This is a genomic window from Bacillus sp. EB106-06-01-XG163 (assembly GCF_058791615.1).
The window spans coordinates 1-21,853 of sequence record NZ_JBYTDS010000007.1 but is presented as its reverse complement, the minus strand read 5'-3'; the positions used below and the strand labels follow the sequence as shown (position 1 = coordinate 21,853).

Below are 21,853 nucleotides of genomic sequence, written 5' to 3'. Positions count from 1 at the left end.
CATTTACGTCTTTTAACAAACCTTGTATAATGAGAAAAATCAGATTGCAATTGAGGTGAAAAACGATATGTTTCTAGCGCCCTTATTTGAACATGATGTACCGGCAGCACTTCTCCGCCCTTAATGGAGGAAGGTGACTGCGCTTCTCTCCGTTAGGGCATATGACGTGACCTAATATGATAACGGAGGGTGCATCAAATTGAAAAATACATTGTTCGGTTCGATTTATTTGGCATTGGCCGCCAGTATCTGGGGCGGTATGTATGTCGTTGTAAAAGTTGTGGTAGCGGTCATTCCGCCGCTTGAACTGGTATGGCTGAGATATGCGGTGGCGCTTCTTTCGCTTTTGATTCTCAGTTTATTTACACGCCAATCCTGGAAAGTTCATAAACGTGATTTATTACTGATCGCTGCGATCGGATTGATCGGCAACACGATTTCGATCGTCACGCAGGAAATCGGCACGAAATTATCAACCGCGCAGATGGGTGCGATTATTACGGCATCCACTCCCGCATTTATGGTTGTATTTGCCCGGCTGATGTTGAAAGAACGGTTAACGCTGAAAAAAGGAATATCGACAGGGCTGGCGACGATCGGAGTATTGCTCATTGTGGGGAACGGAGATCTCAATATGTCGAGCCAGCTCGGCGGTCTCTCGCTTCTGGCTGCGGCGCTGACATGGGCTTTGATGTCCGTGCTGATGAAACGGGTTCCCGGCCATTACTCACCGCTTGTCGTCACAACGTATTCCATTTGCGTCGCATTTGTCATCCTGACCCCGTTTACAGCGGGCCCGCTTCGGGAGATTCCTTTGTCTCAGCTTGCCCGGCCTGAGATATGGGGCGGACTTTTATATCTGGGTGTGATCTCAACCGCCTGCGCGTTCATGCTTTGGAATCGCGGATTGCAATTACTGAATGCGGCAAGCGGCGGTCTGTTTTTCTTCTTTCAGCCGCTTTCCGGGACTTTGCTCGGCTGGCTGCTGCTGGGAGAGACGATCGGAGGAACCTTCTGGATCGGGGCGGCTCTTATTGTTTCAGGCGTCGTTCTCGTCATGATAGAAAAATAGAAAATGAAAAAAAGCCATTCAGCAAATGAATGGCTTTTTTCTGATTTCCGGCAGGATTCGCTCCTCCATAAACAGAAAACAAGGAGCAGAAACGGATCATGGGCACCGGTACTCTCAAGGTGCAATATCCTGACTCTTGGGGTTTCGTCAATTAACATAACGGGCGGTGAAAAAATGGAGCCAAAATGGCTTGAATGGGCAAAACAGCTTCAATCCGCGGCGCAAGCGGGGCTGGCTTATTCCAAAGACATATATGATATTGAGAGATTTGAAGAAATAAGAAAAATAAGCGTGGATATCATGGCGCATCATACCGGCACCGACAAAAGGATCATCAAAGACGTATTCGCCGGTGACACGGGCTATCCCACTCCGAAAGTTGATATCAGAGCGGCAGTTTTTAAAGATCAGAGCATATTAATGGTAAGAGAGAAAAGCGACGGCAGATGGGCGCTGCCGGGCGGATGGGCTGATATCGGGATTTCTCCGGGCGAGACCGCTGTCAAAGAAGTAAAAGAGGAATCGGGAATCGAAGTAAAGCCCGTTAAACTGTTAGCTGTAATGGATAAGAAATGCCATTCCCATCCGCCGTCCGCCGCCCACGTTTACAAAGTGTTTATCAAATGCGAGATCATCGGCGGCCGGATCAGGGAGGGAACAGAAACAAGCGCCGCCGGTTTTTTTGCGGAAACGGAACTGCCGCCGCTATCTGAAGCCCGCAATACAGAAAGTCAGATTGAAAAGATGTTTGCGTATCTCAAACATCCGGACGAACCCGTTTATTTTGATTAAGGCAGCAATCAGAAAGAAAAGGGGGCCCGAGTATAATGGAGGATTCAATTAAACAGCAGGCGCAGCGGCAATTTGCCAAAAACGCCGCGAAATATGTGACTAGTCCAGGACACGCCGCAGGAGAGGATTTGGCGTATCTCGTTTCAGCCTCCGGTGCCGAAAAGCATATGGACGTGCTGGATATCGCGACGGGAGGCGGACATACGGCTAACGCTCTCGCTCCTCTCGTACGCTCTGTTATCGCCTATGACCTCACGGAAGAAATGTTAGCAGCCGCTGAAGCATTTATAACCGGAAACGGATGGACGAACGTGTCATTCGAAAAAGGCGATGCTGAAAAGATGCCGTTTTCCGATGCTGCTTTCGATATCGTCACATGCAGAATCGCAGCGCATCATTTTCCCGATGTCAGAGCCTTTGTTCATGAAGCGTTTCGGGTTGTCAAACCGGGCGGCAGACTGCTTCTCATTGACAATACCGCACCTGAAAAGGATGAATATGACCATTTTTATAATGACATTGAAAAGAAACGGGATCAGAGCCACTTTCGAGCGTGGAAAAAAACAGAATGGCTCCGTTTTCTGGAGACAGCCGGCTTCCGGATTGAATCCGCTGTCTGCTTTTTGAAACCATTTCAATTTACCGTCTGGTGTGAACGGGCAGGCCTGACTGAAGAGAAAGCCGCATTACTGGAAAAACAGATGCTGGATGCTCCTCGTGATATACAGCGGTTTTTTTCTGTAGAAAAGGATCAATCAGGCCGTATTGCGGGCTTCACAGGTGAATCGGCCTGTTTCTGCGTGATCCGTCCCGTCTGAGACGAAAAAAACCGCTGTGCAGTTTTCCTGCCCGCGGTTTTTTTCGTATTATCTGTTCTTGATTTGAGAAATAATAGCGGAAGTGACATCTTCCGTTGAATGTTTTCCGCCGACATCAGGAGTCAGAATGCCGCTGTTTGTGACCGTTTCAATAGATTGTAAGAGGAGATGACCCAGTTCCTCTTCTCCGAATGAATCGAGCATTAATTTCGCCGTCCATATTTGGCCTATAGGATTGGCAATTCCTTTCCCGACAATATCCGGGGCGGAGCCGTGAACAGGCTCAAACATGGAAGGATATTTGCCGTTTACATTGATGTTGGCTGCGGGAGCGATTCCGATGCTTCCCATAATCGCCGCGCCGATATCTGTCAGCACATCTCCGAACAGATTCGAAGCGACAATGACATCAAAGCGTTCCGGCTGCGTGACGAAGAAGGCCGCCAGTGCATCGATGTGCTGGGAATCCGTCTCAATCCCGGCGTACTCCCGGCTGACCTCTTTAAAGATGTCATCCCAGAACGGCATCGAGTGAACAATACCGTTTGATTTCGTCGCGCTTGTGACGTGTTTCCGCCGACTTGCCGCCAGTTCGAAAGCATACCGCATCACTCTTTCCGTACCCCGGCGGGAAAAGACCGCGTTTTGTATGGCGATTTCGTCCTCACCCTGATAGATTCTGCCGCCGACAGAGCTGTACTCGCCCTCACTGTTTTCGCGGACGACTATCAGATCAAAATCTTTCGGGTTAACGAGGGGGGAAGTGATTCCCGGCAGGAGCTTCGCCGGCCGCACATTAATCACCTGTTCAAATTCCCGGCGTATCTTGATGAGCAGCCCCCACAGCGAAACATGATCGGGGACGAGTTTTTGATTCCCCACCGCTCCCAAAAACAAAGCATCAAAGTGCTGTAACCTTTCTAATCCATCATCCGGCATCATAGTCCCGTGTTCCAAATAATACTCGCAGCTCCACGGAAAAGAAGTGAAATCAAAGACAATGCCTCCATGTAATTCGGCGATCGCATTCAACACCCGCTCCGCTTGAGGGACTGTTTCTTTCCCCACACCGTCCCCCGGTATGCTGGCAATCTTGTATGTTTTCATGTTTCCGTCACCTCTGAATGAATTGTTTTCGGTTTACGGCAGACCGTCGACCGTCGTTCATCATAATTCCATATTACGCCACCTCCGATATGCTGACAAGCTCGGGAATGTTGCTTCCATAGATAAACTGTTATATGATCTTGGTAACAATAAGGCCTAAATTGTATGAAGAGGTAGGAAAGATGGATAATTTTAAATTAGATAAGCCAATCCCGTATTATCTGCAATTTTATTCCCAATTGAAAAAAATGATATTTGACGGGATTTTTAAACCGGGTGAACGGCTGAATGAGACTCAGCTGGCCAAGGATTTCGGAGTCAGCCGGTCGCCGGTCAGAGAAGCCATGCGGCTCCTTGAAAAGGACGGGCTTCTGACGGCAGACGATCGAAACGGCTTTGTCATTTATTCGTTGTCCGTTAAGGATGTTGAAGAGATTTATAAAATCAGAATGTCACTTGAATCACTGGCGGTCGAACTGGTTATTGATGAAGCGGCTGAGAGTGAAATTGACCTCATTGAAAAACAGCTGCGGGAGACGGAAGAAGCCATCAATAAAGGCGTCAAAGAGACTGAGATTATTTCCTTAAACGAGTCGTTTCATCGGCTCCTTGTGGATTTCAGCCGCAACAGCCGGCTGGCCATGCTGCTTGAGCATGTCAATGTGCTGATTCATTTTTGCAGAGTTCTTAATTTTAAAGGAGATGACCGTGCGGAAGTTATTCTGCATGAGCACCGGAAAGTCTTTGAAGAAATAAAAAAGGGCGACAAAACAAAAGCCGTGCAATATATGACGGAGCATCTCAAGCATGATGAAGAACATCTGAAAGGCGTGCTGAGAGCGGAAGAAACAGACGAATCATCACGATAGACAAGGCGAAATGCCTTGTCTTTTTTTGCCGATGTCATCGAACCGTCATAAAGACCTGACGGATGTTCCTTGCATGATTTTTTCCGCGTCATTTATGATGGATATGGAAGAGACGCAAAACAAGCAAAGGAGATTGAAAAATGGCGAAACATATTCTGATGATCAATTTTCCCGCAGAAGGACACGTAAACCCGACTTTGGGTATGACAAAGGCCTTCAGCGAACGGGGCGATCACGTTCATTATATCTCAACGGAAAAATACAAAAGCAGACTGGAAGGAGTAGGAGCGAAAGTTCATCTTCACAGCGATCTGCTCAGAATGACACCCATTGATCCCGGCAGTCCGTCCGGCATACTTGCATTTTTAAAGGTTCATATCAAAACGTCACTGGAGATTTTACATATTGTGCAGCGGCTTGCAGAGGACATTCAATTCGACGCCGTCTATTATGATAAATTCGGTGCGGGAGAGCTGGTGCGGGACTATCTCAACATTCCCGGCATCTCTTCTTCAGCATCCTTCCTGTTCAATGAAGACCGTCTGAAAATACTGCCGCTCCACCCGGAATCGGGCGTGCCGTTTCAGCCGGACAGGGAATGTGAAGAGCTGTTGGCCGAGATGAAAGACAAATACGGTGTCGCCCCTGACAGCATGGTTCAATTTATGAACAACACAGGTGAATTGAACGTCGTCTATACAAGCAGATATTTTCAGCCCGAAAGTGAGACATTCGGAGATGAGTATTTATTTATCGGTCCGAGTTTTCCGAAGAGAAAAGGGCGCGTCGACTTCCCGATTGACGCATTAAAGAATGAAAAAGTCATTTATATCTCAATGGGAACGGTGCTCGGGGACACGGAAGCGTTTTTCAATCTGTGCATAGACGCGTTCTCAGATTTTGAAGGAAAAGTAGTCATTGCCGCCGGGGAAAAAGCCGATCTGTCGAAAATCAAACAGGCGCCGGAAAACTTTATCATCGCCCCGTACGTGCCGCAGCTTGAAGTGCTGGAGCAGGCCGACGTGTTTGTCACGCATGGCGGAATGAACAGTGTAAATGAAGGCATTCATTATCAAGTGCCGCTGGTCGTCATCCCGCACGATAAAGACCAGCCGATGGTTGCGCGCCGCCTGACTGAATTGGATGCAGGCTATACAGTGCAAAAAGATGAAGTAAGCGCTGAAAAGGTAAAGCTTGCCGCGGAAGAAGTGCTGCATAACGGAAAATACAAACAAGGCATTCAAGCCATTAATGAAAGCTTTAAAGAATGTACGGACATGAAGGATGTTCTCGCCCGGATCGACCGGTTTATTGAACAAAAACATGCTCAATAATACATGGAAAAAGCCTGTTTCCTCTGTCAAAGGGAAACAGGCTTTTTATAATGGCTTTTAGATGATGTGATGTTCTGCATTTGCAAGTTTCACAAGAGTCAAAAGAGATTCTGCCTCACGTGCGTCGAGTGTTTTTGCCAGACGGTCTTTTTCAAAGATCTGCTGGCCGAAGACATTCACTGACGCCTGGTCAACCGCCGTGTGCCAGTTCTTTTGTGAATGATTCTCAGAAAAAGAGAAAACGAACACGGTGAAGACCGCTATAAGCATCGCCATGACCCAAAATTTTTGCCGATTTCCTGCTGCTGACATAGGCCGCCTCCTAAACATTTTACTGGTATTAGATCATATATGAGCTGTTTTTAACAGAGTAAAGAAGTCATTATTTCATGTAGTCCAAATGAAACGGAGCACAGCCGAAAGCCCGCCGGTCAGGCCGATGAGCCAATTCATATTTTGTTCATATTTTATTAAAAGTTTATCCAAGTCTGTCCTTTACAGTAGATATAACCACAAAATGCTGCTGAAGGGGCCTTGAAAAATGCATATTCATATGATCAACAAAAACCAGTTTGAGAGTGACTTGGAGGCGGCCGGCTTCAGCCGTCAGGCAGATGATATTATCGGCAAAATGAAAGAGTACGTAACGGAATACGCGGCTTCATCCGAACGGTTCCTGATTGAAATTCAAACCGTCATGAACGAATACAAAGCCGTCGTCTGTGCGATGTTTTCGACCATGGAAATTGCCGGTGCAAATAAAGACGAGAAGCATGTTGAATTCGAAGCCTGCACAGTATTGTGTGAATAAAAGACATTCATCAAACCTCCGCGGCTGCCTGAACGGCAGTATACTGACTGGTGTTCAGGAAAGGGGAAATATTGAAACTTCTAAAGCGGCCGTTCGTATAAAAGAGTAAATCAGCTTGTGTATGGAGGTTCGTGAAATGAACGATAAGAAAAAACAAGCGTTTGAACAGCTTTTCAGCACTTTAGACGAAAGACATGAAATAAACGGCGCTGTATTGGCAGCGGAAAACGGCCGCATCTTATACCAGGGTTCATTCGGCGCTGCAGAACTGAAAACAAAGAGGATGCTGAATGACCAATCGGTCTTTGAATTGGCCTCAGTATCGAAGCCGTTTACAGCTTTAGGCGTTATCATTTTAGAGCAGCAAGGGAAGCTGTGTTATGACGATATGATAGAGCGGTGGCTTCCTGATTTTCCTTATCCGGGCATTACCATTCGGCATTTACTCCATCATACGTCAGGATTGCCGGACTATATGGAGTTGTTCTTAACACATTGGGACCGGGACAGAATTGCCGTTAATCAAGATGTGATCAATATGCTTAAGCAGCATAAACCGGATGCTTATTTCCCGCCGGGCAAGGAGTGGCTTTACAGTAATACGGGGTATGTGGTGTTAGCGGTTATTATAGAAATTGTATCAGGCATGAGTTTTGCTGAATTTATGAAACAAGCCGTATTTCATCCGCTCCGTATGCACGATACGCGCATTTATAACAGAAGGCTGAGTAAAGAAAACATTCCGAACTATGCATATGGCTATGTGTATGATGTTCATTCCGGAGAATATGTGCTGCCGGATGAACTTGAGGAAACTGATTATGTCGTCTTTCTTGACGGAATTCAAGGTGACGGAACCGTTAACTCCGCTATTAGAGATTTATATCTGTTTGATCAGGCTCTTTATACGGAAGAAATCATCGGCAAAGAGTCTAAAGATCAAGCGTTTACACCGGGCTATTGGAATGAAGAAGAGCAATTCGGATACGGATTTGGCTGGATGATTCAAAACAGCCCCCAAAAAGGGAAGGTTATCAGTCACGACGGAGGCTGGCCGGGCTATTCAACTCTGATGATCCGGTATATTGACCAGAATAAAACATTGATTTATCTCAGCAATATGGAACAATCGTATCAATTTGAACAAGCTGTAATTGCCGCGGCTGTAAACATCTTATTTGATCAGCCATACGTGATTCCGAAACGTCCGGCAGATCAGAAAAAAGCAGATATCGATCCTGCGATTTACAGCAGATTTACCGGCAATTACTCATTTCAGGATGACACACATGCATCGGTGGCGGTAAAAGAAAACCGATTGTATCTTACAATAGACGGGCAGACCCCATTCGAATTATTCCCAATGACGGGAACCCGTTATTTTGTCAGGGCGCTGCCGCTTGAAATTGAATTTGCAGGTGATAAAGCACAAACAGCCCCGCATTTCGTTTTATATCAGGACGGCACAGAAGAAACGGCTGTGCGGATAGACTGAGTGACATGCAAAACAAAACCGCCGTCCTGAGAAGACGGCGGTAATAGAAAAGTCAAACCTCTTTGATAACGCGAAATTTTCTTTTCGGCTCTGACATAAATATAGAAGAAAAAATCATAGCTCCGAGCATTGTGATGTATTCCATATAAAGCGAAACTTCTGCCAAAACCAACCCCGCAATCATTAAAACAGCGCCCAATACCACCGCAAAAACCTTCGTTTTCATGATGAGTTCCCCCTATTATCTGATAATTGAATTATACTGCATCTCCATTAATGTGTACATTTTGTGAACAATTTCACCTGATGAAAGGCAATAAAGAGAGAGTTGAAGAATTAGGAGAAATGACAGGCCATCTTTTTGTTTTACTGAAGAAACGAAAGGGAAAGTGAAAAATCAAAAAGGCAAAGGAGTTCTTGAAATGAAAGCGAGACTATTTTTATTCAGCATGTTTCTCCTGATCCCCGTTCTGGCGCTTGCCGGATGCAACAGCCAATCTTCAGGAGGAAGCGAAAAAGCGAAAGACAAAGAAACGCACTCTCACGAAGACATGAATCACTCGGGTTCATCCGAGGTGCCGAAAGGTTTAAAGAAGGCAGAAAATCCGACTTATAAGGTCGGCAGTGACGTCATGATTTTAGCTTCTCATATGAAAGGCATGAAAAATGCGCAAGGAACCGTAAAAGGTGCTTATGATACAACGGTTTACAGTGTATCTTACACTCCGGAAACGGGAGGAAAGCGCGTCGAAGGTCATAAATGGGTCATTCAGGAAGAGCTGAAGGGCGCCGGGGATAAAACGTTAAAACCGGGTGACAAGACCGTGATCGAGGCATCCCATATGAATGGCATGAAGGGCGCCGAAGCGGTTATTGATTCAGCCAAAAAGACAACCGTTTATATGGTCGACTATACACCGACTGACGGCGGCCAAAAAGTAACCAATCATAAATGGGTGACAGAAGACGAGCTTGCTGCCGCAAAATAAAAAGACCGCAAAAGCCGAAGGAATTCCTTTGGCTTTTTTGCGGTCTCACATTTATGCGGATTTTCTTTTCAAAGCGGGTCTCGTTAAAGAGAATACAGCTAACGCGACAGCGATAATGACAATCAAACCGCCGCACCAGGCTGTTGCTGTGACAGAACCGGTTTGTCCGATCACGCCGCCGCCGATGGCTGACCCGAGCGCGATGCCGATCTGCAAAGCGGACGTGTTGAAGCTTTGCTGAATATCGGAAGACTCAGGCGCAATTTTGATTAAATAGCTTTGCTGCGCCGGCGCAAGGCTCCAGCTGAGCAATCCCCAGATCACCATCGCAGGCAGGAAAATGATTAAAGAAACCGTTGTCAGCGGAAGAATAAACAGGATCAGAGCGAAAGAAACGGTCACAAGCATGATGCTTTTAAATGCTCCTAAACGGTCATACAGCCAGCCTCCGAACGGGCCGCCGCATACCGCTGACAGACCGAACAAAAAGTAGCATACACTGACCCAAACGGAACTCAAATGAAGCGTTCTTTCCAAAAAAGGCGCAAAGTAGGCATAGAGTGTGTAATGCCCCGCCAATGTAAACAAGGTGACAAGATGTGCGCTGGCAATTTTGGCGGTCCCGATCGTCTTGATCTGCTCACGAAACGGAATCATTTTTTCGGCAGGTATTTTTTCAAAAAAGACGCTGATAATCAGCATGGAAACGAGAGATAATACGCCGATTCCCAAGAACAGAACGCGCCATCCGAAGGCATTGCTGATGATAATACCGACAGGCACGCCTAAAGCGATTGCGGAGCTGAACCCCATGAAAATGATGCCGATCGCCCGCGCTCTGTATTCAGGCGCCACGATTTTAGGAGCAATCGTTAAAGAAAGGACGACAATCAGCCCTGTGCTCATGGAAGCGAGCACCCGTGACACCATAAGTACGGCGAAATTGGGACTGAAATAAGCCACCAGATTACTTAGGAAGAAAATAAACAGTGCGATTAAATAAAGCCGCTTTCGTTCAGCCTTTGCCGTCACCGCCAAAAGCAGCGGGCCGGATACCGCGTAACCGAGCGCAAACACGCTGATCAGCTGCCCCGCGCTGACGATAGATATATCTAAGTCGGAAGCGATTTGCGGAAGAATACCGCCCACAATTAATTCAACCAATCCGACTGCGATGGTAGATGCTGCAAGCAGAAATACTTTGAAATTCATGTACAGATACTCCTTTTTTTATTTTTTAGAAAATAAAAAATCCTGATTACAAAAAGTGTACGGGACAATTTTTGTAATCAGGATTTTACGGTTCCTGGTAGACACCCTCAAACCATATCATTGAGGTTATACAATGTATGCAATATTCGGTTGTGTCCGTTTCTGCAAAAAATTCTACCATAATAGTGAGGGAGATTCCATAGAAAATTCGAGGAAATCCTTTCAATTTCAATATCGGCGGCTGTAACGTCATTGATGAAGCAGGGAAAAAAATTTATGATAACCGTAAGGAGTCTATACAGATCAAACATTATACAGCCGGAGGAAACCGATGAATAAGTACGAAAAAATCGCCAACGAAATGAGAAAGAGGATTAAAAGCAGTGTATATGACATAGATCAGCCGATCCCGGATGAAAAGACGCTCGCTGCGGAGTTCGGGTGCAGCCGGATGACGATGAAGCGGGCGCTTGATACACTTGCGGCTGAAGGGATGCTTTTCAGAAAAAGAGGGCACGGCACGTTTATCATTCAATCAGCCATGCAGGATGAGCACGTTCACGTAGTCAGCAACGAAATTCTCGGCTTGAGCAATTTGTTAAAAGGCAAAGATATCAAGAGCAAGGTCATCCGGTTTGAAGTGCAGTTTCCGTCTCAAGATGTCGCCGCACATTTGGCCATCGATGAAAAGACTCCCGTCTATTATGTTGTGAGGCTCAGAATTGTTGAAGGCGAACCGTACGTTCTTGAAAAAACGTACATGCCGTCGAGCCTTATACCCGGCATTAATGATGAGGTGCTCAACCATTCCATCTACGATCATATTACGCGGGAACTCCAGCTCAAAATCGCAGGCTCACACAGAAAAATCAGAGCGTGCAAGTCGGATGATATGGATCAGCAATATCTCGGCTGCCGGCCGGATGACCCGATACTTGAAGTCGAGCATGTAGGCTTTTTGGACAACGGCACTCCCTTTGAATATTCATTTTCCCGCCACCGTCATGACAAGTTTGTCGTGACCTCAGTCAATATAAAACGTTCATAAAAGCGCCGAAGAGTGAGAGAAAAACTCACTCTTTTTTTGTTGCCGCTGATTTACATCTTCGCTTCTTTTATGTTATATTACCCAATGATAGAATCATCCTACAAATTTCAGAGGTGTTTTGATGGAGATATCCAAAACAAGCAGACTGTCGCTCGTAGAACAAGTGGTGACGCAAATTGAATCGTTAATTCAATCGGGTAAATGGCCGGTCGGGACGCGCATTCCCCCTGAGCTGGATTTAATGAAGCAATTTGATGTGAGCCGAAACACATTGCGTGAGGCCATTCGGGCGCTCGTACATGCCGGCCTGCTTCAGACAAGGCAGGGGAGCGGTACGTATGTCAGCTCATCCAGTGTTCTCGGCGCGGCATTTTACCGCCATATTAAAAAATCAAATTTGCTTGAAACATTAGAAGTAAGATACGCACTCGAAAGAGAAGCTGCGCGATTGGCGGCGGAAAGGCGTAATGACGAAGACCTGAAAGCACTGAAGGTGTGCTTGGATGAATGTGAAGCGGCCTTGCAAAATGAAGATCGAAAACGGTATGCCGAAGCCGACATTAAACTGCACAAAACCATTGTACAGGCGGCCCATAACAACATGCTTTCTGATCTTTACGAGCATATGACGGAGGCGCTTTGTGCGTCAGTCCATAACCTGTTGGAAATCACCCCTGCTATACGGATCCACACCCAGCTTGCCGCCGCGATTATCGGACAGAAACCGGATCAGGCCATGGAGGCCGTCAACCAATACATCACAGTATTTAAAGATACAATACACATGGAGGATGAACATGAAAATTAAAGACGAACATCAAATTCTGCAAGCAAGTCAGCGTAAAAAACTGATATTGCTGGTCATCGGAGTCATATTGATAGGGGCCAACCTCAGAGCGCCTCTGACATCGGTCGGGCCGCTCGTTTCCTCAATTCGGGACAGCCTCGGCATGACCAATGCGGCTGCCGGCACCATTACGACAGTGCCGCTTTTGGCCTTTGCATGTCTGTCGCCGTTTGTTCCTTTATTGTCCCGGCGCTTCGGGACCGAGATTGTGTTACTGTCATCATTAATTGTCCTGACAGCCGGAACTCTGCTGCGCTCCATCGCCGGAATCGGCACTCTCTTTTTCGGAACGATTCTGTTGGGATTGTCGATCGCCGTATGCAACGTCCTGCTGCCGAGTCTCATTAAACATAAGTTTCCCGGAAATTTAGGCATCATGACCGGCGTCTACTCGGTTTCTATGAATCTGTGCGGCGCGATTGCATCCGGCATCAGCGTGCCGATCGCCTCTTCAGCGGGGTTAGGCTGGAAAGGCGCGCTCGGCTGCTGGGCTATCCTTTCTTTCATTGCGTTTGTCATGTGGATTCCGCAAATGCGAGGACGCGAACTGCCCGTCCGCACGACTGGGACAAACGGAGAGAAGAAAAGCAGTCTGCTGCGGTCTCCGCTGGCTTGGAAGGTGACGATGTTCATGGGGCTGCAATCCCTTATTTTTTACACCGTCATCGCTTGGCTGCCGGAAATTCTTCAGCAGAATGGACTCAGCTCAAGTAAGGCGGGATGGATGCTTTCATTAATGCAATTCTCAGTCCTGCCGATTACTTTTATCGTGCCGATCGCTGCCGCTAAAATGAAAAATCAGCGCGCACTCGCCGGACTGACGGCTTTATTTTTCCTTATCGGCATTGCCGGCGTTCTTTTCGGAAGCCCGGCTCTCACTCCGCTATGGGTCATTTTAATCGGAATTGCGGGAGGCTGTGCGTTCAGCTTGGCGATGATGTTCTTCAGCCTGCGGACCCGGCATGTCCATGAAGCCGCGGCGCTTTCCGGCATGGCCCAGTCATTCGGATACCTGCTTGCCGCGTTCGGGCCGCTCGTATTCGGTTTGCTGCATGACATCACGCACGGCTGGACGGTTCCGTTATTCATGCTGATCGCAGTCTCCGTTCTGATCTTCATTTTCGGAGTCGGAGCGGGAAAAGCGGAACAGATCAAAACAGCATAAAAAAACAAAGGGCCCGCTTAGGGTCCTTTGTTTTTTATTTAAAAAGCTGTCTCAGGCCGTTACGTTGTCAGTTTTAAGCCGATGACACCGATGAGGATAAGCCCCAGAGACACCAATTGTGACAGGTTGAATTTTTCTTTAAACCAAAGTATGCCCACGGCCGAAACGCCGATGCTTCCCATGCCGGTCCAAGCGGCATACGCGACACCTGTGGGAAGAACCTGCATCGCTCCGGAAAGGCAAAAGAATGAAAGCATAAAGCCTGTTACCATGACAATCAGCGGCCACTTTTTTTTAAAACCGTCAATATGTTTCATGGCAACGGCTGCTACAACTTCCTCCGCTCCGGCAATAAATAACAGCAGCCATGCCATTAATGTTCACCCCTTGTTTCAGTTTCTTTCGTAAATACCTTCATTCCTAAAATGCCGGACAACAGCAAAGCCAAAAAGAATATTTGCCCGATTGAAAACGATTCGCCTAAAATGACGCCCGTTACATATGTGCCGACGGTGCCTATTCCGACAAAAACGGTATATGCGGCAGCCATCGGAATTTTTTTATAAGAGCGGATCAGCATCAGAAAGCTGACGGCAATCAGAAGGAAAATACCAATCCAATCAAAGAGCGAATCCGCATGCTTCAGGGCGGACGCCCAAACTACTTCTAACAGTCCGGCTATCAATACAAGCAGCCAATACATGATACAGTCACCTCAGTTATGAATGAATGTCAGTCATTTTTACGGCGGTCAAAAATGATCGGTCTCCGCCAATCATTTCTGCAAGCTTCTTTTGAGAAAGCTGAATATTTCTTTTTTATATACTTCGAGATCGACATCCTGTTCACAGCCGATATAAAACCGTTCAGCCGCGTTCTCGACAACGTTGATAATTGTTCTGGCCGTCCATCTGACATGAATGCCGCTGTGGACCTCACCCTGTTCAATGGCCGTATTGATCACGCCTTCCAGCCAGGAATAATAAGGCTGATAAATGGCTTCCCATTTCTCCATCGAATGATCGATGGCAAGACCGGAATAACAGAGAACGATAATATCTTTATGAAGCCGGGTGATGTGAAATGTCTCATCTACCAAAATGTCCAGCAACGTCCAAAAATCTTCAGAACCGTCCGTTTTCCCTTTTATTCTGTCCAGCGTAGTGTCGAGCAGGTTTTCTGCAATCGCGGATATCAGTGCGTTTTTAGAAGAAAAATATAAGTAAAACGTACCTTGGGCCGTTCCGGCTTTTTTGACGATTTCTGAAATGGATGCTTTGTCTAATCCTTTTTCAGAAATGACTTCAATCGCGGCTTGCAGGATCTTTTCGTATTTTCCCGAGCTTTGTTTTGCCAATAGAGGGGTTCCTCCTTTTATGAATGACTGTCATTCATTTTATCGCATGTTCGCTTTTTTGTCATCCCTTAAAATAAAAATACCGGAAAGAAGACCATACTTCTTTCCGGTATTCGTCATTTATCACTGTCGATCATAGCCTTCGGCAGTCCCGTATATTTTGCCCAGTAATAAATACCGAGCGAACCGATGGCGATCAGAATCAGGTCAAGCGGATTGCTGATAATGCCCAATCCGTGGCCGAACGAGCCGAGATAGGAGAAAATCAGCATCATGACATAAAAGCCGACGATCCACCATGCTGATTTCAGCTGCTGCCGTATGCTGACATCATCTTTGGGAGCATATTTACTGAAACAGAGATAGATCAGAAACATGACAATTTGAGAACCGAGAAGCCAGGATACGGTGCGCCATCCGGACCAATATACAATATAAGAGGTAAAAATAAACGACAGCGGCCCGATGATGCTCATCCCTTTTAAATAAAACGGTCTGTTAATATTCTTCGCGTTGACTCTCAGCGCCGCAGAAGAAATCGGCGCAATCGCATAAGACAGAATCAATGCGACGGAGCATACGTTGACAAGAGCGTTCCAAGAAGGGAACGGAAGCGTCCAAAAAACAGCCAGACCGAACGAAAGCCAAAGGGAGGCACGCGGTGTCCCGGTTTCTTTATTGACTTTAGAAAAAATGCTGAATAATGTTCCGTTTCTGGCCCAGGCATAGACGAGACGTGAAGTCGTATTCATAAAGATATTTCCGTTACCGCCCGGTGATAAAATCGCATCTAAAATGACCAATGTCGCCAGCCACCCCAAACCGAGCAAAACGGCGATATCTTTGAACGGAAGGGAGAATTCAGTCCCGATAGCCGGCCATCCGTGCTTCAGGGTATCCGCCGGGATCGCCCCGATAAAAGTGAGCTGCAGCACGGTGTAAATAATAGTAGACACGATAATACAGACAATCAATGCGATCGGAATGTTCCGCTTGGGGTTCTGCACTTCACTCGCGACAGCCACAATCGGATGCAGCCCAAGATATGCAAACATGACGCCGCCTGTGGAAATCGCGGCCTGAATTCCGGTGAAACCAAAAGGCGAGAATCCGTGAACGGTCATATTGCCCGGGTGAAAATGAAAAATCAGTACCACAATTACCGTAATCGGTACGACATATTTAAAAATCGAAATAATGAAGTTTGCTTTCGCAAAGGTTTTGACACTCCAGTAATTGAGGAGGAAGAACAGGCAGAGCAGCGCAAATTGCAATATCCACCCGGCAATTGTCGGAGAATCGGAGCCTTTTACGGTCAAACCGGGAAACCAATACGCCACGTATTGGCGGACTGCCGTGACTTCTATAGAAATAAGACTCGTGTATGCCACAATGGTGACAAAGGAAATTAAATATCCGACGAGGTGTCCGTGTGAATATACGGGATACCGGATAATTCCCCCGGTCCGCGGCAGCGCGGCGCCCAGTTCCGCATAAACCAAGCCGATCAATAAGATGATTCCCCCGCCGATCAGCCAGGAAAAAACGCCTGATGGACCCGCTTTAGAGGCGACGTTACTGACGGCAAACAGCCATGCCGAACCGAATATGGCTCCCATGCCGATTAAAATAAGATCAAAAAGTGACATAGTTTTCTGGAAGTTTCCTTGCTTAGACATTCGCTGCCTCCTTAGAAAAGACATTGTTCTCTTTACATAATTCCCATTATCATTCAAACATACCCAGCCGGCCGGCTGGAAAATTAGGACAACTTTCGAAACGAAGTATGTACAGCAATGTGCTCACATTATAATAACGGCCGTATGGCAAGATCTCCCGGCTTATATTCCCCGTTTTAAACACATTCAAACCTCATATTCAGAAAAACAAAAAACGCCCGAAACAGGCGTTTTTTGTTACAAGTTCATATCTTTCAGTCCGGGGCTGTGCTCATTCGGAAGTTCAGGAAGTTCCGGCACGGGGAAACCTTTAGGAGGCTCGGACACACTTAATTCGCCGCCGTTTCGGCTCGGCGTCGTTCCCTGCAGAATTTCTCCGATCCGTGTCGGATCCAGTCTGAAATTAAATTGGGTATTATGATAACCCATCTCAACGAATTTCCGGCATTCCGGGTATTTTTCAATATCATAATTCGGCACGGGAAATAATTTGCCCCATTCGACACCCAGTGTTTCCAACGCTTTTGTAAATGCATTTTGATGGGCGTTGTCACGGACGATCAGAAAACCGAGTGTTTCTCTGAACGTCTGATTTGAACTCATTTCATAAATGCGTGTCTTTTGCAGCACGCCGGTTGATTCCAGCACGACATTGTCCAATAAATCGGAAATCAGATTCCCGTGGTTGTATACCCAAGACCCGTTCCATGGATTGCCGCCGGCGTCTACAGGAAGAGAACTTTGCGCTCCGATGATAAAATGGTGCGGATTGGCGTGTTTAACTGCTTCGTCAAGCGGCGCCTGATCTGCCGCCTGATTTCCGGGGCCCTCAGCGCCGCTTTCGTCGAGCAGCGCATTAATCGTATGCTGGACAAGCTCAACGTGTGCGATCTCTTCTAAAAATACACCACGAAGCAGGTCACGGAACTGTTTTTCTTTTCCTCTGAAATTAGAGCTTTGGAAAAAGTATTGCATCATCGTCCGCATTTCTCCGTAGTGCCCGCCTAAAATTTCCTGAAGCACCTTGGCCGCGGCCGGGTCCGGCTTGTCCGGTTTAATGATATTGATCAGCTCTTCTTTGTAATAATACATAAACAGCGCCCCCTGAAAGAAGTTTTCGGTTCTTCTATTAGTGTCTTTGCAAAGTCAGTTTTTATGTATCGGCATCAAAAAAAGGACGGGAAGCGTGTCCGTCCTTTTGTGTTAAGCCTCAACCGCCCCGCGAAGTTTCGTGTTGACAAGCCCGTTCCATCCTTGATCCATCGTACTGTGAATCTCGGAGCTTTTCCGATTGACTTTATTGATGACGGCTTCCGGCTCTTTCCATCCGCCGTGAATGAGAGTGAATTCCGTATCTCCGCTTTCCGTTTCCTTTAAGACAAAAGAAACGATCCAGCCTTCCGTATCCCACGAAAAAGAAAGGCGGTACGGCGCTTCAATATCCAGCAGCTTGCACGGAGACGGACCGAACGGAGATTCCAGCTGAAACTCACTGTCTTCTTGAGGTGTGAAATCATTCGGCATAAACCAGAGAGACAGGCCGTCCGCAGTGGAGACCGTATCCCAGACAACTTGTATCGGCGCCTTGAAAACGGCGGTATGAATAATGTCCGGTAATGGCTGATTGCTGCTGTTGTTGTTTTTGTTATCTTTGTTTTGTTTATCAGACATGATGCGTAACCACTCTTTCGCTGTTTTTACTTTTGATCATACTACACGGGGCAGGACATTTGAAAACAAATCAAACTTATTTTATGCTTTTCCAAAGCCATTCAATTCATTTTAAGGAGACGTAGTGATGACAGATCAATTTAAAGCGTTAGTAGTCGATCAACGTGAAGACCGGTTTTCAGTCAGCGTACGGGAGCTGGCGGTTCAGGACCTTCCCGAGGGTGAAGTGCTGATTAAGGTTTGCTACTCAGGGGTGAATTATAAAGACAGCTTGGCTGCCATTCCTGACGGCAAGATCGTAACGTCGTACCCTTTCGTGCCGGGAATTGATTTAGCAGGAATCGTCGTTTCCTCAGATGACGCCCGTTTCAAAGAGGGGGATAGGGTCATTGCGACAAGCTACGGCATAGGTGTTTCCCGCTTTGGCGGTTATAGCGGGATGGCCCGCATTCCGGCAGATTGGATCGTGCCGCTGCCTGAAGGTCTGACACTTAAAGAAGCCATGACGATCGGAACCGCCGGCTTCACTGCCGCATTGTCCGTCCAGCGTCTTGAAGAAAACCATGCCGCTCCTGAAAAAGGGAAGGTGCTGGTGACAGGAGCGACAGGCGGCGTCGGAAGCTTTGCCGTCTCCATTCTTTCAACTTTAGGTTACGAGGTCGAGGCCAGTACGGGAAAAGAAGACGAAAGCGGCTATTTGAAGAGCCTCGGAGCAAAGACGGTCATTCACCGTGACGAAGTGTATAACGGCACGTTAAAACCAATGCAAAAACAAAAATGGGCAGCGGCCGTCGATCCGGTCGGAGGTGAGCCGCTTGCTTCAGTTCTCAGCCAGATTCAGTACGGCGGATCAGTTGCTGTGAGCGGACTGACAGCGGGAACGAAACTCCCGGCTACAGTCTTTCCGTTTATATTGCGCGGCGTCAGTCTCTTGGGAATCGATTCCGTATTCTGTCCGATGGAGACAAGAAAGAAAACATGGCAGCGTTTAGCTGATGACTTCAAGCCTGCAGATCTGGAGGCCTTTATTCAAAAGGAAATTACACTTGAAGAGCTGCCGGATACGCTTCCTGCCCTTTTAAAAGGAGAAGCGAGAGGGAGAACGATCGTTACAATAAACGAAGAATAAATCAAAAACCCCCAACTGCTGATTGGGGGTTTTCACTATATAATCAATTATTTATCAAAAAGAGATTAACTATTGATAATATAGTGAAAATTAGTTGATTAAAAACATAAATTGGTTACATATAGGTAATATAAAGGTAAGTTATAAAATTTTCTGAAATATTCATTGACTGAAAGCGCTTTTAAAATTATGATAATAACATAAGTGCCAATAATATCATTATAACTTCACTATAAAGTAACTATAAAATAACAATTTGACGAGAGGGGAGAGCGGATAATCACTATAAATGATAACGCTTTCAGATTATTTTCTTCTTATATAACTGTTTTGGACGGTCAGAACTTGTATGCAGACGTTATAGGTGTAAATATTGATAACTGAATATTCCGATATTATCTCTGTGTAAAACTAGGAGGATTTGAAGATGAATAAAAATAGCAGCCAGCATTCATTTTTGAGAACCATCATTTTAGTATCGACGTTCGGGGGTCTACTTTTCGGCTACGATACAGGTGTAATTAATGGGGCGCTGCCGTTCATGGCGGAAGCTGACCAGCTTAATCTTACCGCTTTGACTGAAGGGATGGTGGCGAGCTCCCTGCTCTTGGGTGCTGCGATCGGCGCAGTTTTCGGAGGGAGATTGTCGGACTATAACGGCAGACGTAAAAATATCCTTATCCTTGCCGTTTTGTTCTTTGCAGCGACGCTTGGATGTACACTGGCGCCTAACGTATCTGTTATGATCATCTCCCGTTTTCTGCTGGGGCTTGCCGTCGGGGGAGCATCCGTAACCGTTCCGGCGTATTTGGCTGAAATGTCGCCGGCGGAAAGCCGAGGGAGAATGGTTACCCAAAATGAATTGATGATTGTAACAGGCCAGCTGCTTGCCTTTACGTGTAATGCTATCATCGGCAATGTGCTTGGTGATACCTCTCACGCCTGGCGTTATATGCTCGTTATCGCGGCCCTTCCGGCGGTATTCTTGTTTTTCGGTATGCTGAAAGTTCCTGAAAGTCCGCGCTGGCTGGTTTCTAAAGGGAGAAAAGAAGATGCTCTGCACGTTCTCCGGCGAATAAGGAATGAAGAGAAAGCGAAGTCTGAGCTCACTGAGATTGAATCTGCCTTTCATAAGGAAGCTGAGATGGAGCAGGCCGCCTTTAAGGATCTTGCCGTTCCGTGGGTGCGCCGCATTGTGTTTATCGGGATCGGAATTGCGGTAGTGCAGCAGCTCACCGGCGTGAATTCAATTATGTATTATGGAACTCAAATTTTAAAAGATGCCGGTTTCGAGACAAAAGCCGCATTAATCGGCAATATCGCTAACGGTGTGATTTCGGTGCTCGCGACTTTTGTAGGAATATGGCTTCTCGGCAAAGTCGGCCGCCGCCCGATGCTGATGACGGGGCTGATCGGAACGACTGCGGTGCTGCTTTTGATCGGAGTTCTGTCTGTCGTGCTGAAAGGATCACCTGCTCTTCCTTATGTGGTTCTTTCATTAACAGTCACTTTCCTTGCGTTTCAGCAGGGGGCTGTCTCTCCGGTGACCTGGCTGATGCTGTCGGAGATATTCCCGCTTCGATTGCGGGGACTTGGTATGGGGGTCACTGTCTTCTGCCTCTGGATCGTGAACTTCCTTGTAGGTTTCACTTTTCCGATCCTGCTCGCAAACATCGGATTGTCTGCAACCTTCTTCATTTTTGTCCTGTTAGGGATAGCGTCCGTTATATTTGTGAAAAGGTTCCTTCCGGAAACGAAAGGTCTGTCGCTCGAACAGCTTGAACAAAACTTCCGTGCTTATGAAAAAACAGATCGTAATAGCGCAGAAGCCGAGGTGAGCGGGTAATCTGAATAGACGCGGGGTTCCTAGGAATCCTGCTTTTTTATTTATTATATAGAAGGGAATAATAAGTGAGAAAAAAGTTTCGTAAAAGTGTTGACCTAATTTAAAGTGCATGGTATATTATTAAACGTCGCTGATGAACAAAGCGAAAACAACAAATGAGAAAATGATCTTTTAAAAAAAGACTTTACAAATTCTCAAAAGCGTGTATAATGAATGAGGTCGAGAAAAAGACTTCGAAAAGAAATAAAAAAAACACTTGACATCATAACTGATTGGTAGTATGATAGTTAAGTCGCCTGATAAGCGCCCGTAGCTCAATTGGATAGAGCGTTTGACTACGGATCAAAAGGTTAGGGGTTCGACTCCTCTCGGGCGCGCCAATTCAAACGCGGGTGTAGTTTAGTGGTAAAACCTCAGCCTTCCAAGCTGATGTCGTGAGTTCGATTCTCATCACCCGCTCCATTATAATGATCTTTGAAAACTAAACAAGACAAAACGTACCTGTTAATTCAAAGTTTTAAAAAAATCGCACAGTGATGTGCGTAGTCAGTCAAACTACTTTATCGGAGAGTTTGATCCTGGCTCAGGACGAACGCTGGCGGCGTGCCTAAT

General features: G+C 46.6%; 23 protein-coding genes, 2 tRNA genes and 1 riboswitch. Of the genes, 15 read left to right on the top strand and 10 right to left on the bottom strand.

Annotation, left to right across the window (positions count from 1 at the left end; genetic code table 11):
• The first annotated feature begins 199 nt into the window (after positions 1–199).
• The 3 genes from AC3WTF_RS10075 (at position 200) to AC3WTF_RS10065 (ending at position 2,682) form a co-directional block, all read left to right on the top strand.
• Entirely contained in the window at positions 200–1,072 is an 873-nt protein-coding gene (locus AC3WTF_RS10075) for a DMT family transporter (protein WP_047935370.1), read from the top strand.
• A gap of 174 nt (positions 1,073–1,246) precedes the next feature.
• On the top strand, positions 1,247–1,864 hold the full coding sequence (locus tag AC3WTF_RS10070) for an NUDIX hydrolase (protein WP_007409309.1): 618 nt from the start codon (positions 1,247–1,249) through the stop codon (positions 1,862–1,864).
• 35 nt (positions 1,865–1,899) lie between these two features.
• Positions 1,900–2,682: a class I SAM-dependent methyltransferase gene (locus AC3WTF_RS10065; RefSeq protein WP_007409308.1), complete on the top strand. Its 783-nt coding sequence runs from the start codon at positions 1,900–1,902 to the stop codon at positions 2,680–2,682.
• Between the two features lie 48 nt (positions 2,683–2,730).
• On the opposite strand, the gene AC3WTF_RS10060 is transcribed toward AC3WTF_RS10065, so the two are convergent.
• Positions 2,731–3,789 carry a tartrate dehydrogenase gene (locus AC3WTF_RS10060; protein ID WP_007409307.1) on the bottom strand — a complete coding sequence of 353 codons (1,059 nt, stop codon included), beginning with the start codon at positions 3,787–3,789 and terminating at the stop codon, positions 2,731–2,733.
• A 182-nt stretch (positions 3,790–3,971) separates the two neighbouring features.
• On the opposite strand from AC3WTF_RS10060, the gene AC3WTF_RS10055 reads away from it, so the two are divergent.
• Both AC3WTF_RS10055 and AC3WTF_RS10050 read left to right on the top strand, forming a co-directional pair.
• Complete coding sequence (locus tag AC3WTF_RS10055; RefSeq protein WP_007409306.1) at positions 3,972–4,658, top strand: GntR family transcriptional regulator; 687 nt, start codon at positions 3,972–3,974, stop codon at positions 4,656–4,658.
• A gap of 140 nt (positions 4,659–4,798) precedes the next feature.
• Positions 4,799–5,992, top strand: coding sequence for a macrolide family glycosyltransferase (locus AC3WTF_RS10050; RefSeq protein ID WP_007409305.1), 1,194 nt, complete (start codon positions 4,799–4,801; stop codon positions 5,990–5,992).
• A 57-nt stretch (positions 5,993–6,049) separates the two neighbouring features.
• Here AC3WTF_RS10050 and AC3WTF_RS10045 read toward each other — a convergent pair whose 3' ends face one another.
• Positions 6,050–6,304 (bottom strand): hypothetical protein, encoded by a 255-nt coding sequence (locus tag AC3WTF_RS10045; protein ID WP_007409304.1) that lies wholly within the window; start codon positions 6,302–6,304, stop codon positions 6,050–6,052.
• Between the two features lie 229 nt (positions 6,305–6,533).
• On the opposite strand from AC3WTF_RS10045, the gene AC3WTF_RS10040 reads away from it, so the two are divergent.
• The gene (locus AC3WTF_RS10040; protein ID WP_007409303.1) at positions 6,534–6,803 is read left to right on the top strand and encodes a hypothetical protein; all 270 of its coding nucleotides are present in this window, start codon (positions 6,534–6,536) and stop codon (positions 6,801–6,803) included.
• A 136-nt stretch (positions 6,804–6,939) separates the two neighbouring features.
• Positions 6,940–8,298: a serine hydrolase domain-containing protein gene (locus AC3WTF_RS10035; RefSeq protein ID WP_492314250.1), complete on the top strand. Its 1,359-nt coding sequence runs from the start codon at positions 6,940–6,942 to the stop codon at positions 8,296–8,298.
• A gap of 52 nt (positions 8,299–8,350) precedes the next feature.
• On the opposite strand, the gene AC3WTF_RS10030 is transcribed toward AC3WTF_RS10035, so the two are convergent.
• Positions 8,351–8,524, bottom strand: a complete 174-nt coding sequence (locus AC3WTF_RS10030; RefSeq protein ID WP_165458413.1) for a hypothetical protein — start codon at positions 8,522–8,524, stop codon at positions 8,351–8,353.
• 196 nt (positions 8,525–8,720) lie between these two features.
• On the opposite strand from AC3WTF_RS10030, the gene AC3WTF_RS10025 reads away from it, so the two are divergent.
• Positions 8,721–9,287, top strand: a complete 567-nt coding sequence (locus AC3WTF_RS10025) for a YdhK family protein (protein WP_032870442.1) — start codon at positions 8,721–8,723, stop codon at positions 9,285–9,287.
• A gap of 51 nt (positions 9,288–9,338) precedes the next feature.
• On the opposite strand, the gene AC3WTF_RS10020 is transcribed toward AC3WTF_RS10025, so the two are convergent.
• Positions 9,339–10,499, bottom strand: a complete 1,161-nt coding sequence (locus AC3WTF_RS10020) for an MFS transporter (protein ID WP_007409299.1) — start codon at positions 10,497–10,499, stop codon at positions 9,339–9,341.
• 54 nt (positions 10,500–10,553) lie between these two features.
• Positions 10,554–10,653, bottom strand: a riboswitch (purine riboswitch).
• A gap of 177 nt (positions 10,654–10,830) precedes the next feature.
• Here AC3WTF_RS10020 and AC3WTF_RS10015 point away from each other — a divergent pair.
• The 3 genes from AC3WTF_RS10015 to AC3WTF_RS10005 all read left to right on the top strand — a co-directional run bounded on the left by AC3WTF_RS10015 (position 10,831) and on the right by AC3WTF_RS10005 (position 13,559).
• Positions 10,831–11,547 carry a GntR family transcriptional regulator gene (locus tag AC3WTF_RS10015; protein WP_015239282.1) on the top strand — a complete coding sequence of 239 codons (717 nt, stop codon included), beginning with the start codon at positions 10,831–10,833 and terminating at the stop codon, positions 11,545–11,547.
• 121 nt (positions 11,548–11,668) lie between these two features.
• Entirely contained in the window at positions 11,669–12,355 is a 687-nt protein-coding gene (locus AC3WTF_RS10010; RefSeq protein ID WP_015239283.1) for a FadR/GntR family transcriptional regulator, read from the top strand.
• The gene (locus AC3WTF_RS10005) at positions 12,345–13,559 is read left to right on the top strand and encodes a CynX/NimT family MFS transporter (RefSeq protein ID WP_012116961.1); all 1,215 of its coding nucleotides are present in this window, start codon (positions 12,345–12,347) and stop codon (positions 13,557–13,559) included. Before AC3WTF_RS10010 ends, AC3WTF_RS10005 begins: the two co-directional genes overlap by 11 nt.
• Positions 13,560–13,618: 59 nt before the next feature.
• On the opposite strand, the gene AC3WTF_RS10000 is transcribed toward AC3WTF_RS10005, so the two are convergent.
• The 6 genes from AC3WTF_RS10000 to AC3WTF_RS09975 all read right to left on the bottom strand — a co-directional run bounded on the left by AC3WTF_RS10000 (position 13,619) and on the right by AC3WTF_RS09975 (position 18,266).
• Entirely contained in the window at positions 13,619–13,933 is a 315-nt protein-coding gene (locus tag AC3WTF_RS10000; RefSeq protein WP_007409295.1) for a DMT family transporter, read from the bottom strand.
• On the bottom strand, positions 13,933–14,262 hold the full coding sequence (locus tag AC3WTF_RS09995; RefSeq protein ID WP_003156023.1) for a DMT family transporter: 330 nt from the start codon (positions 14,260–14,262) through the stop codon (positions 13,933–13,935). The genes AC3WTF_RS10000 and AC3WTF_RS09995 overlap by 1 nt, the downstream gene beginning before the upstream one ends.
• A gap of 72 nt (positions 14,263–14,334) precedes the next feature.
• Positions 14,335–14,916: a TetR/AcrR family transcriptional regulator gene (locus AC3WTF_RS09990; RefSeq protein WP_007409294.1), complete on the bottom strand. Its 582-nt coding sequence runs from the start codon at positions 14,914–14,916 to the stop codon at positions 14,335–14,337.
• A 116-nt stretch (positions 14,917–15,032) separates the two neighbouring features.
• On the bottom strand, positions 15,033–16,595 hold the full coding sequence (locus AC3WTF_RS09985; RefSeq protein WP_015239284.1) for an APC family permease: 1,563 nt from the start codon (positions 16,593–16,595) through the stop codon (positions 15,033–15,035).
• A gap of 237 nt (positions 16,596–16,832) precedes the next feature.
• Positions 16,833–17,687 carry a manganese catalase family protein gene (locus tag AC3WTF_RS09980; RefSeq protein WP_007409292.1) on the bottom strand — a complete coding sequence of 285 codons (855 nt, stop codon included), beginning with the start codon at positions 17,685–17,687 and terminating at the stop codon, positions 16,833–16,835.
• 111 nt (positions 17,688–17,798) lie between these two features.
• The gene (locus AC3WTF_RS09975; protein ID WP_020955414.1) at positions 17,799–18,266 is read right to left on the bottom strand and encodes an SRPBCC family protein; all 468 of its coding nucleotides are present in this window, start codon (positions 18,264–18,266) and stop codon (positions 17,799–17,801) included.
• A gap of 127 nt (positions 18,267–18,393) precedes the next feature.
• Between AC3WTF_RS09975 and AC3WTF_RS09970 the strand changes: the two genes are divergently transcribed.
• From AC3WTF_RS09970 to AC3WTF_RS09955, 4 genes are all read left to right on the top strand, one after another.
• A complete protein-coding gene (locus AC3WTF_RS09970) occupies positions 18,394–19,395 on the top strand; it encodes an NADPH:quinone oxidoreductase family protein (RefSeq protein ID WP_020955415.1) in 1,002 nt (333 codons plus the stop codon).
• Positions 19,396–19,822: 427 nt separating this feature from the next.
• Entirely contained in the window at positions 19,823–21,241 is a 1,419-nt protein-coding gene (locus AC3WTF_RS09965; RefSeq protein ID WP_020955416.1) for a sugar porter family MFS transporter, read from the top strand.
• 303 nt (positions 21,242–21,544) lie between these two features.
• Positions 21,545–21,621: transfer RNA gene (locus AC3WTF_RS09960), tRNA-Arg, on the top strand.
• 8 nt (positions 21,622–21,629) lie between these two features.
• A tRNA-Gly gene (locus AC3WTF_RS09955) sits at positions 21,630–21,703 on the top strand.
• Positions 21,704–21,853: the final 150 nt, after the last annotated feature.

What these genes read in the sequence shown, in the direction of transcription:
- AC3WTF_RS10070 (WP_007409309.1), top strand. Translation starts at nt 1,247, where the DNA reads ATGGAGCCAAAATGGCTTGAATGGGCAAAACAGCTTCAATCCGCGGCG.
- AC3WTF_RS10065 (WP_007409308.1), top strand. Translation starts at nt 1,900, where the DNA reads ATGGAGGATTCAATTAAACAGCAGGCGCAGCGGCAATTTGCCAAAAAC.
- AC3WTF_RS10060 (WP_007409307.1), bottom strand. Translation starts at nt 3,789, where the DNA reads ATGAAAACATACAAGATTGCCAGCATACCGGGGGACGGTGTGGGGAAA.
- AC3WTF_RS10055 (WP_007409306.1), top strand. Translation starts at nt 3,972, where the DNA reads ATGGATAATTTTAAATTAGATAAGCCAATCCCGTATTATCTGCAATTT.
- AC3WTF_RS10050 (WP_007409305.1), top strand. Translation starts at nt 4,799, where the DNA reads ATGGCGAAACATATTCTGATGATCAATTTTCCCGCAGAAGGACACGTA.
- AC3WTF_RS10045 (WP_007409304.1), bottom strand. Translation starts at nt 6,304, where the DNA reads ATGTCAGCAGCAGGAAATCGGCAAAAATTTTGGGTCATGGCGATGCTT.
- AC3WTF_RS10040 (WP_007409303.1), top strand. Translation starts at nt 6,534, where the DNA reads ATGCATATTCATATGATCAACAAAAACCAGTTTGAGAGTGACTTGGAG.
- AC3WTF_RS10035 (WP_492314250.1), top strand. Translation starts at nt 6,940, where the DNA reads ATGAACGATAAGAAAAAACAAGCGTTTGAACAGCTTTTCAGCACTTTA.
- AC3WTF_RS10030 (WP_165458413.1), bottom strand. Translation starts at nt 8,524, where the DNA reads ATGAAAACGAAGGTTTTTGCGGTGGTATTGGGCGCTGTTTTAATGATT.
- AC3WTF_RS10025 (WP_032870442.1), top strand. Translation starts at nt 8,721, where the DNA reads ATGAAAGCGAGACTATTTTTATTCAGCATGTTTCTCCTGATCCCCGTT.
- AC3WTF_RS10020 (WP_007409299.1), bottom strand. Translation starts at nt 10,499, where the DNA reads ATGAATTTCAAAGTATTTCTGCTTGCAGCATCTACCATCGCAGTCGGA.
- AC3WTF_RS10015 (WP_015239282.1), top strand. Translation starts at nt 10,831, where the DNA reads ATGAATAAGTACGAAAAAATCGCCAACGAAATGAGAAAGAGGATTAAA.
- AC3WTF_RS10010 (WP_015239283.1), top strand. Translation starts at nt 11,669, where the DNA reads ATGGAGATATCCAAAACAAGCAGACTGTCGCTCGTAGAACAAGTGGTG.
- AC3WTF_RS10005 (WP_012116961.1), top strand. Translation starts at nt 12,345, where the DNA reads ATGAAAATTAAAGACGAACATCAAATTCTGCAAGCAAGTCAGCGTAAA.
- AC3WTF_RS10000 (WP_007409295.1), bottom strand. Translation starts at nt 13,933, where the DNA reads ATGGCATGGCTGCTGTTATTTATTGCCGGAGCGGAGGAAGTTGTAGCA.
- AC3WTF_RS09995 (WP_003156023.1), bottom strand. Translation starts at nt 14,262, where the DNA reads ATGTATTGGCTGCTTGTATTGATAGCCGGACTGTTAGAAGTAGTTTGG.
- AC3WTF_RS09985 (WP_015239284.1), bottom strand. Translation starts at nt 16,595, where the DNA reads ATGTCTAAGCAAGGAAACTTCCAGAAAACTATGTCACTTTTTGATCTT.
- AC3WTF_RS09980 (WP_007409292.1), bottom strand. Translation starts at nt 17,687, where the DNA reads ATGTATTATTACAAAGAAGAGCTGATCAATATCATTAAACCGGACAAG.
- AC3WTF_RS09975 (WP_020955414.1), bottom strand. Translation starts at nt 18,266, where the DNA reads ATGTCTGATAAACAAAACAAAGATAACAAAAACAACAACAGCAGCAAT.
- AC3WTF_RS09970 (WP_020955415.1), top strand. Translation starts at nt 18,394, where the DNA reads ATGACAGATCAATTTAAAGCGTTAGTAGTCGATCAACGTGAAGACCGG.
- AC3WTF_RS09965 (WP_020955416.1), top strand. Translation starts at nt 19,823, where the DNA reads ATGAATAAAAATAGCAGCCAGCATTCATTTTTGAGAACCATCATTTTA.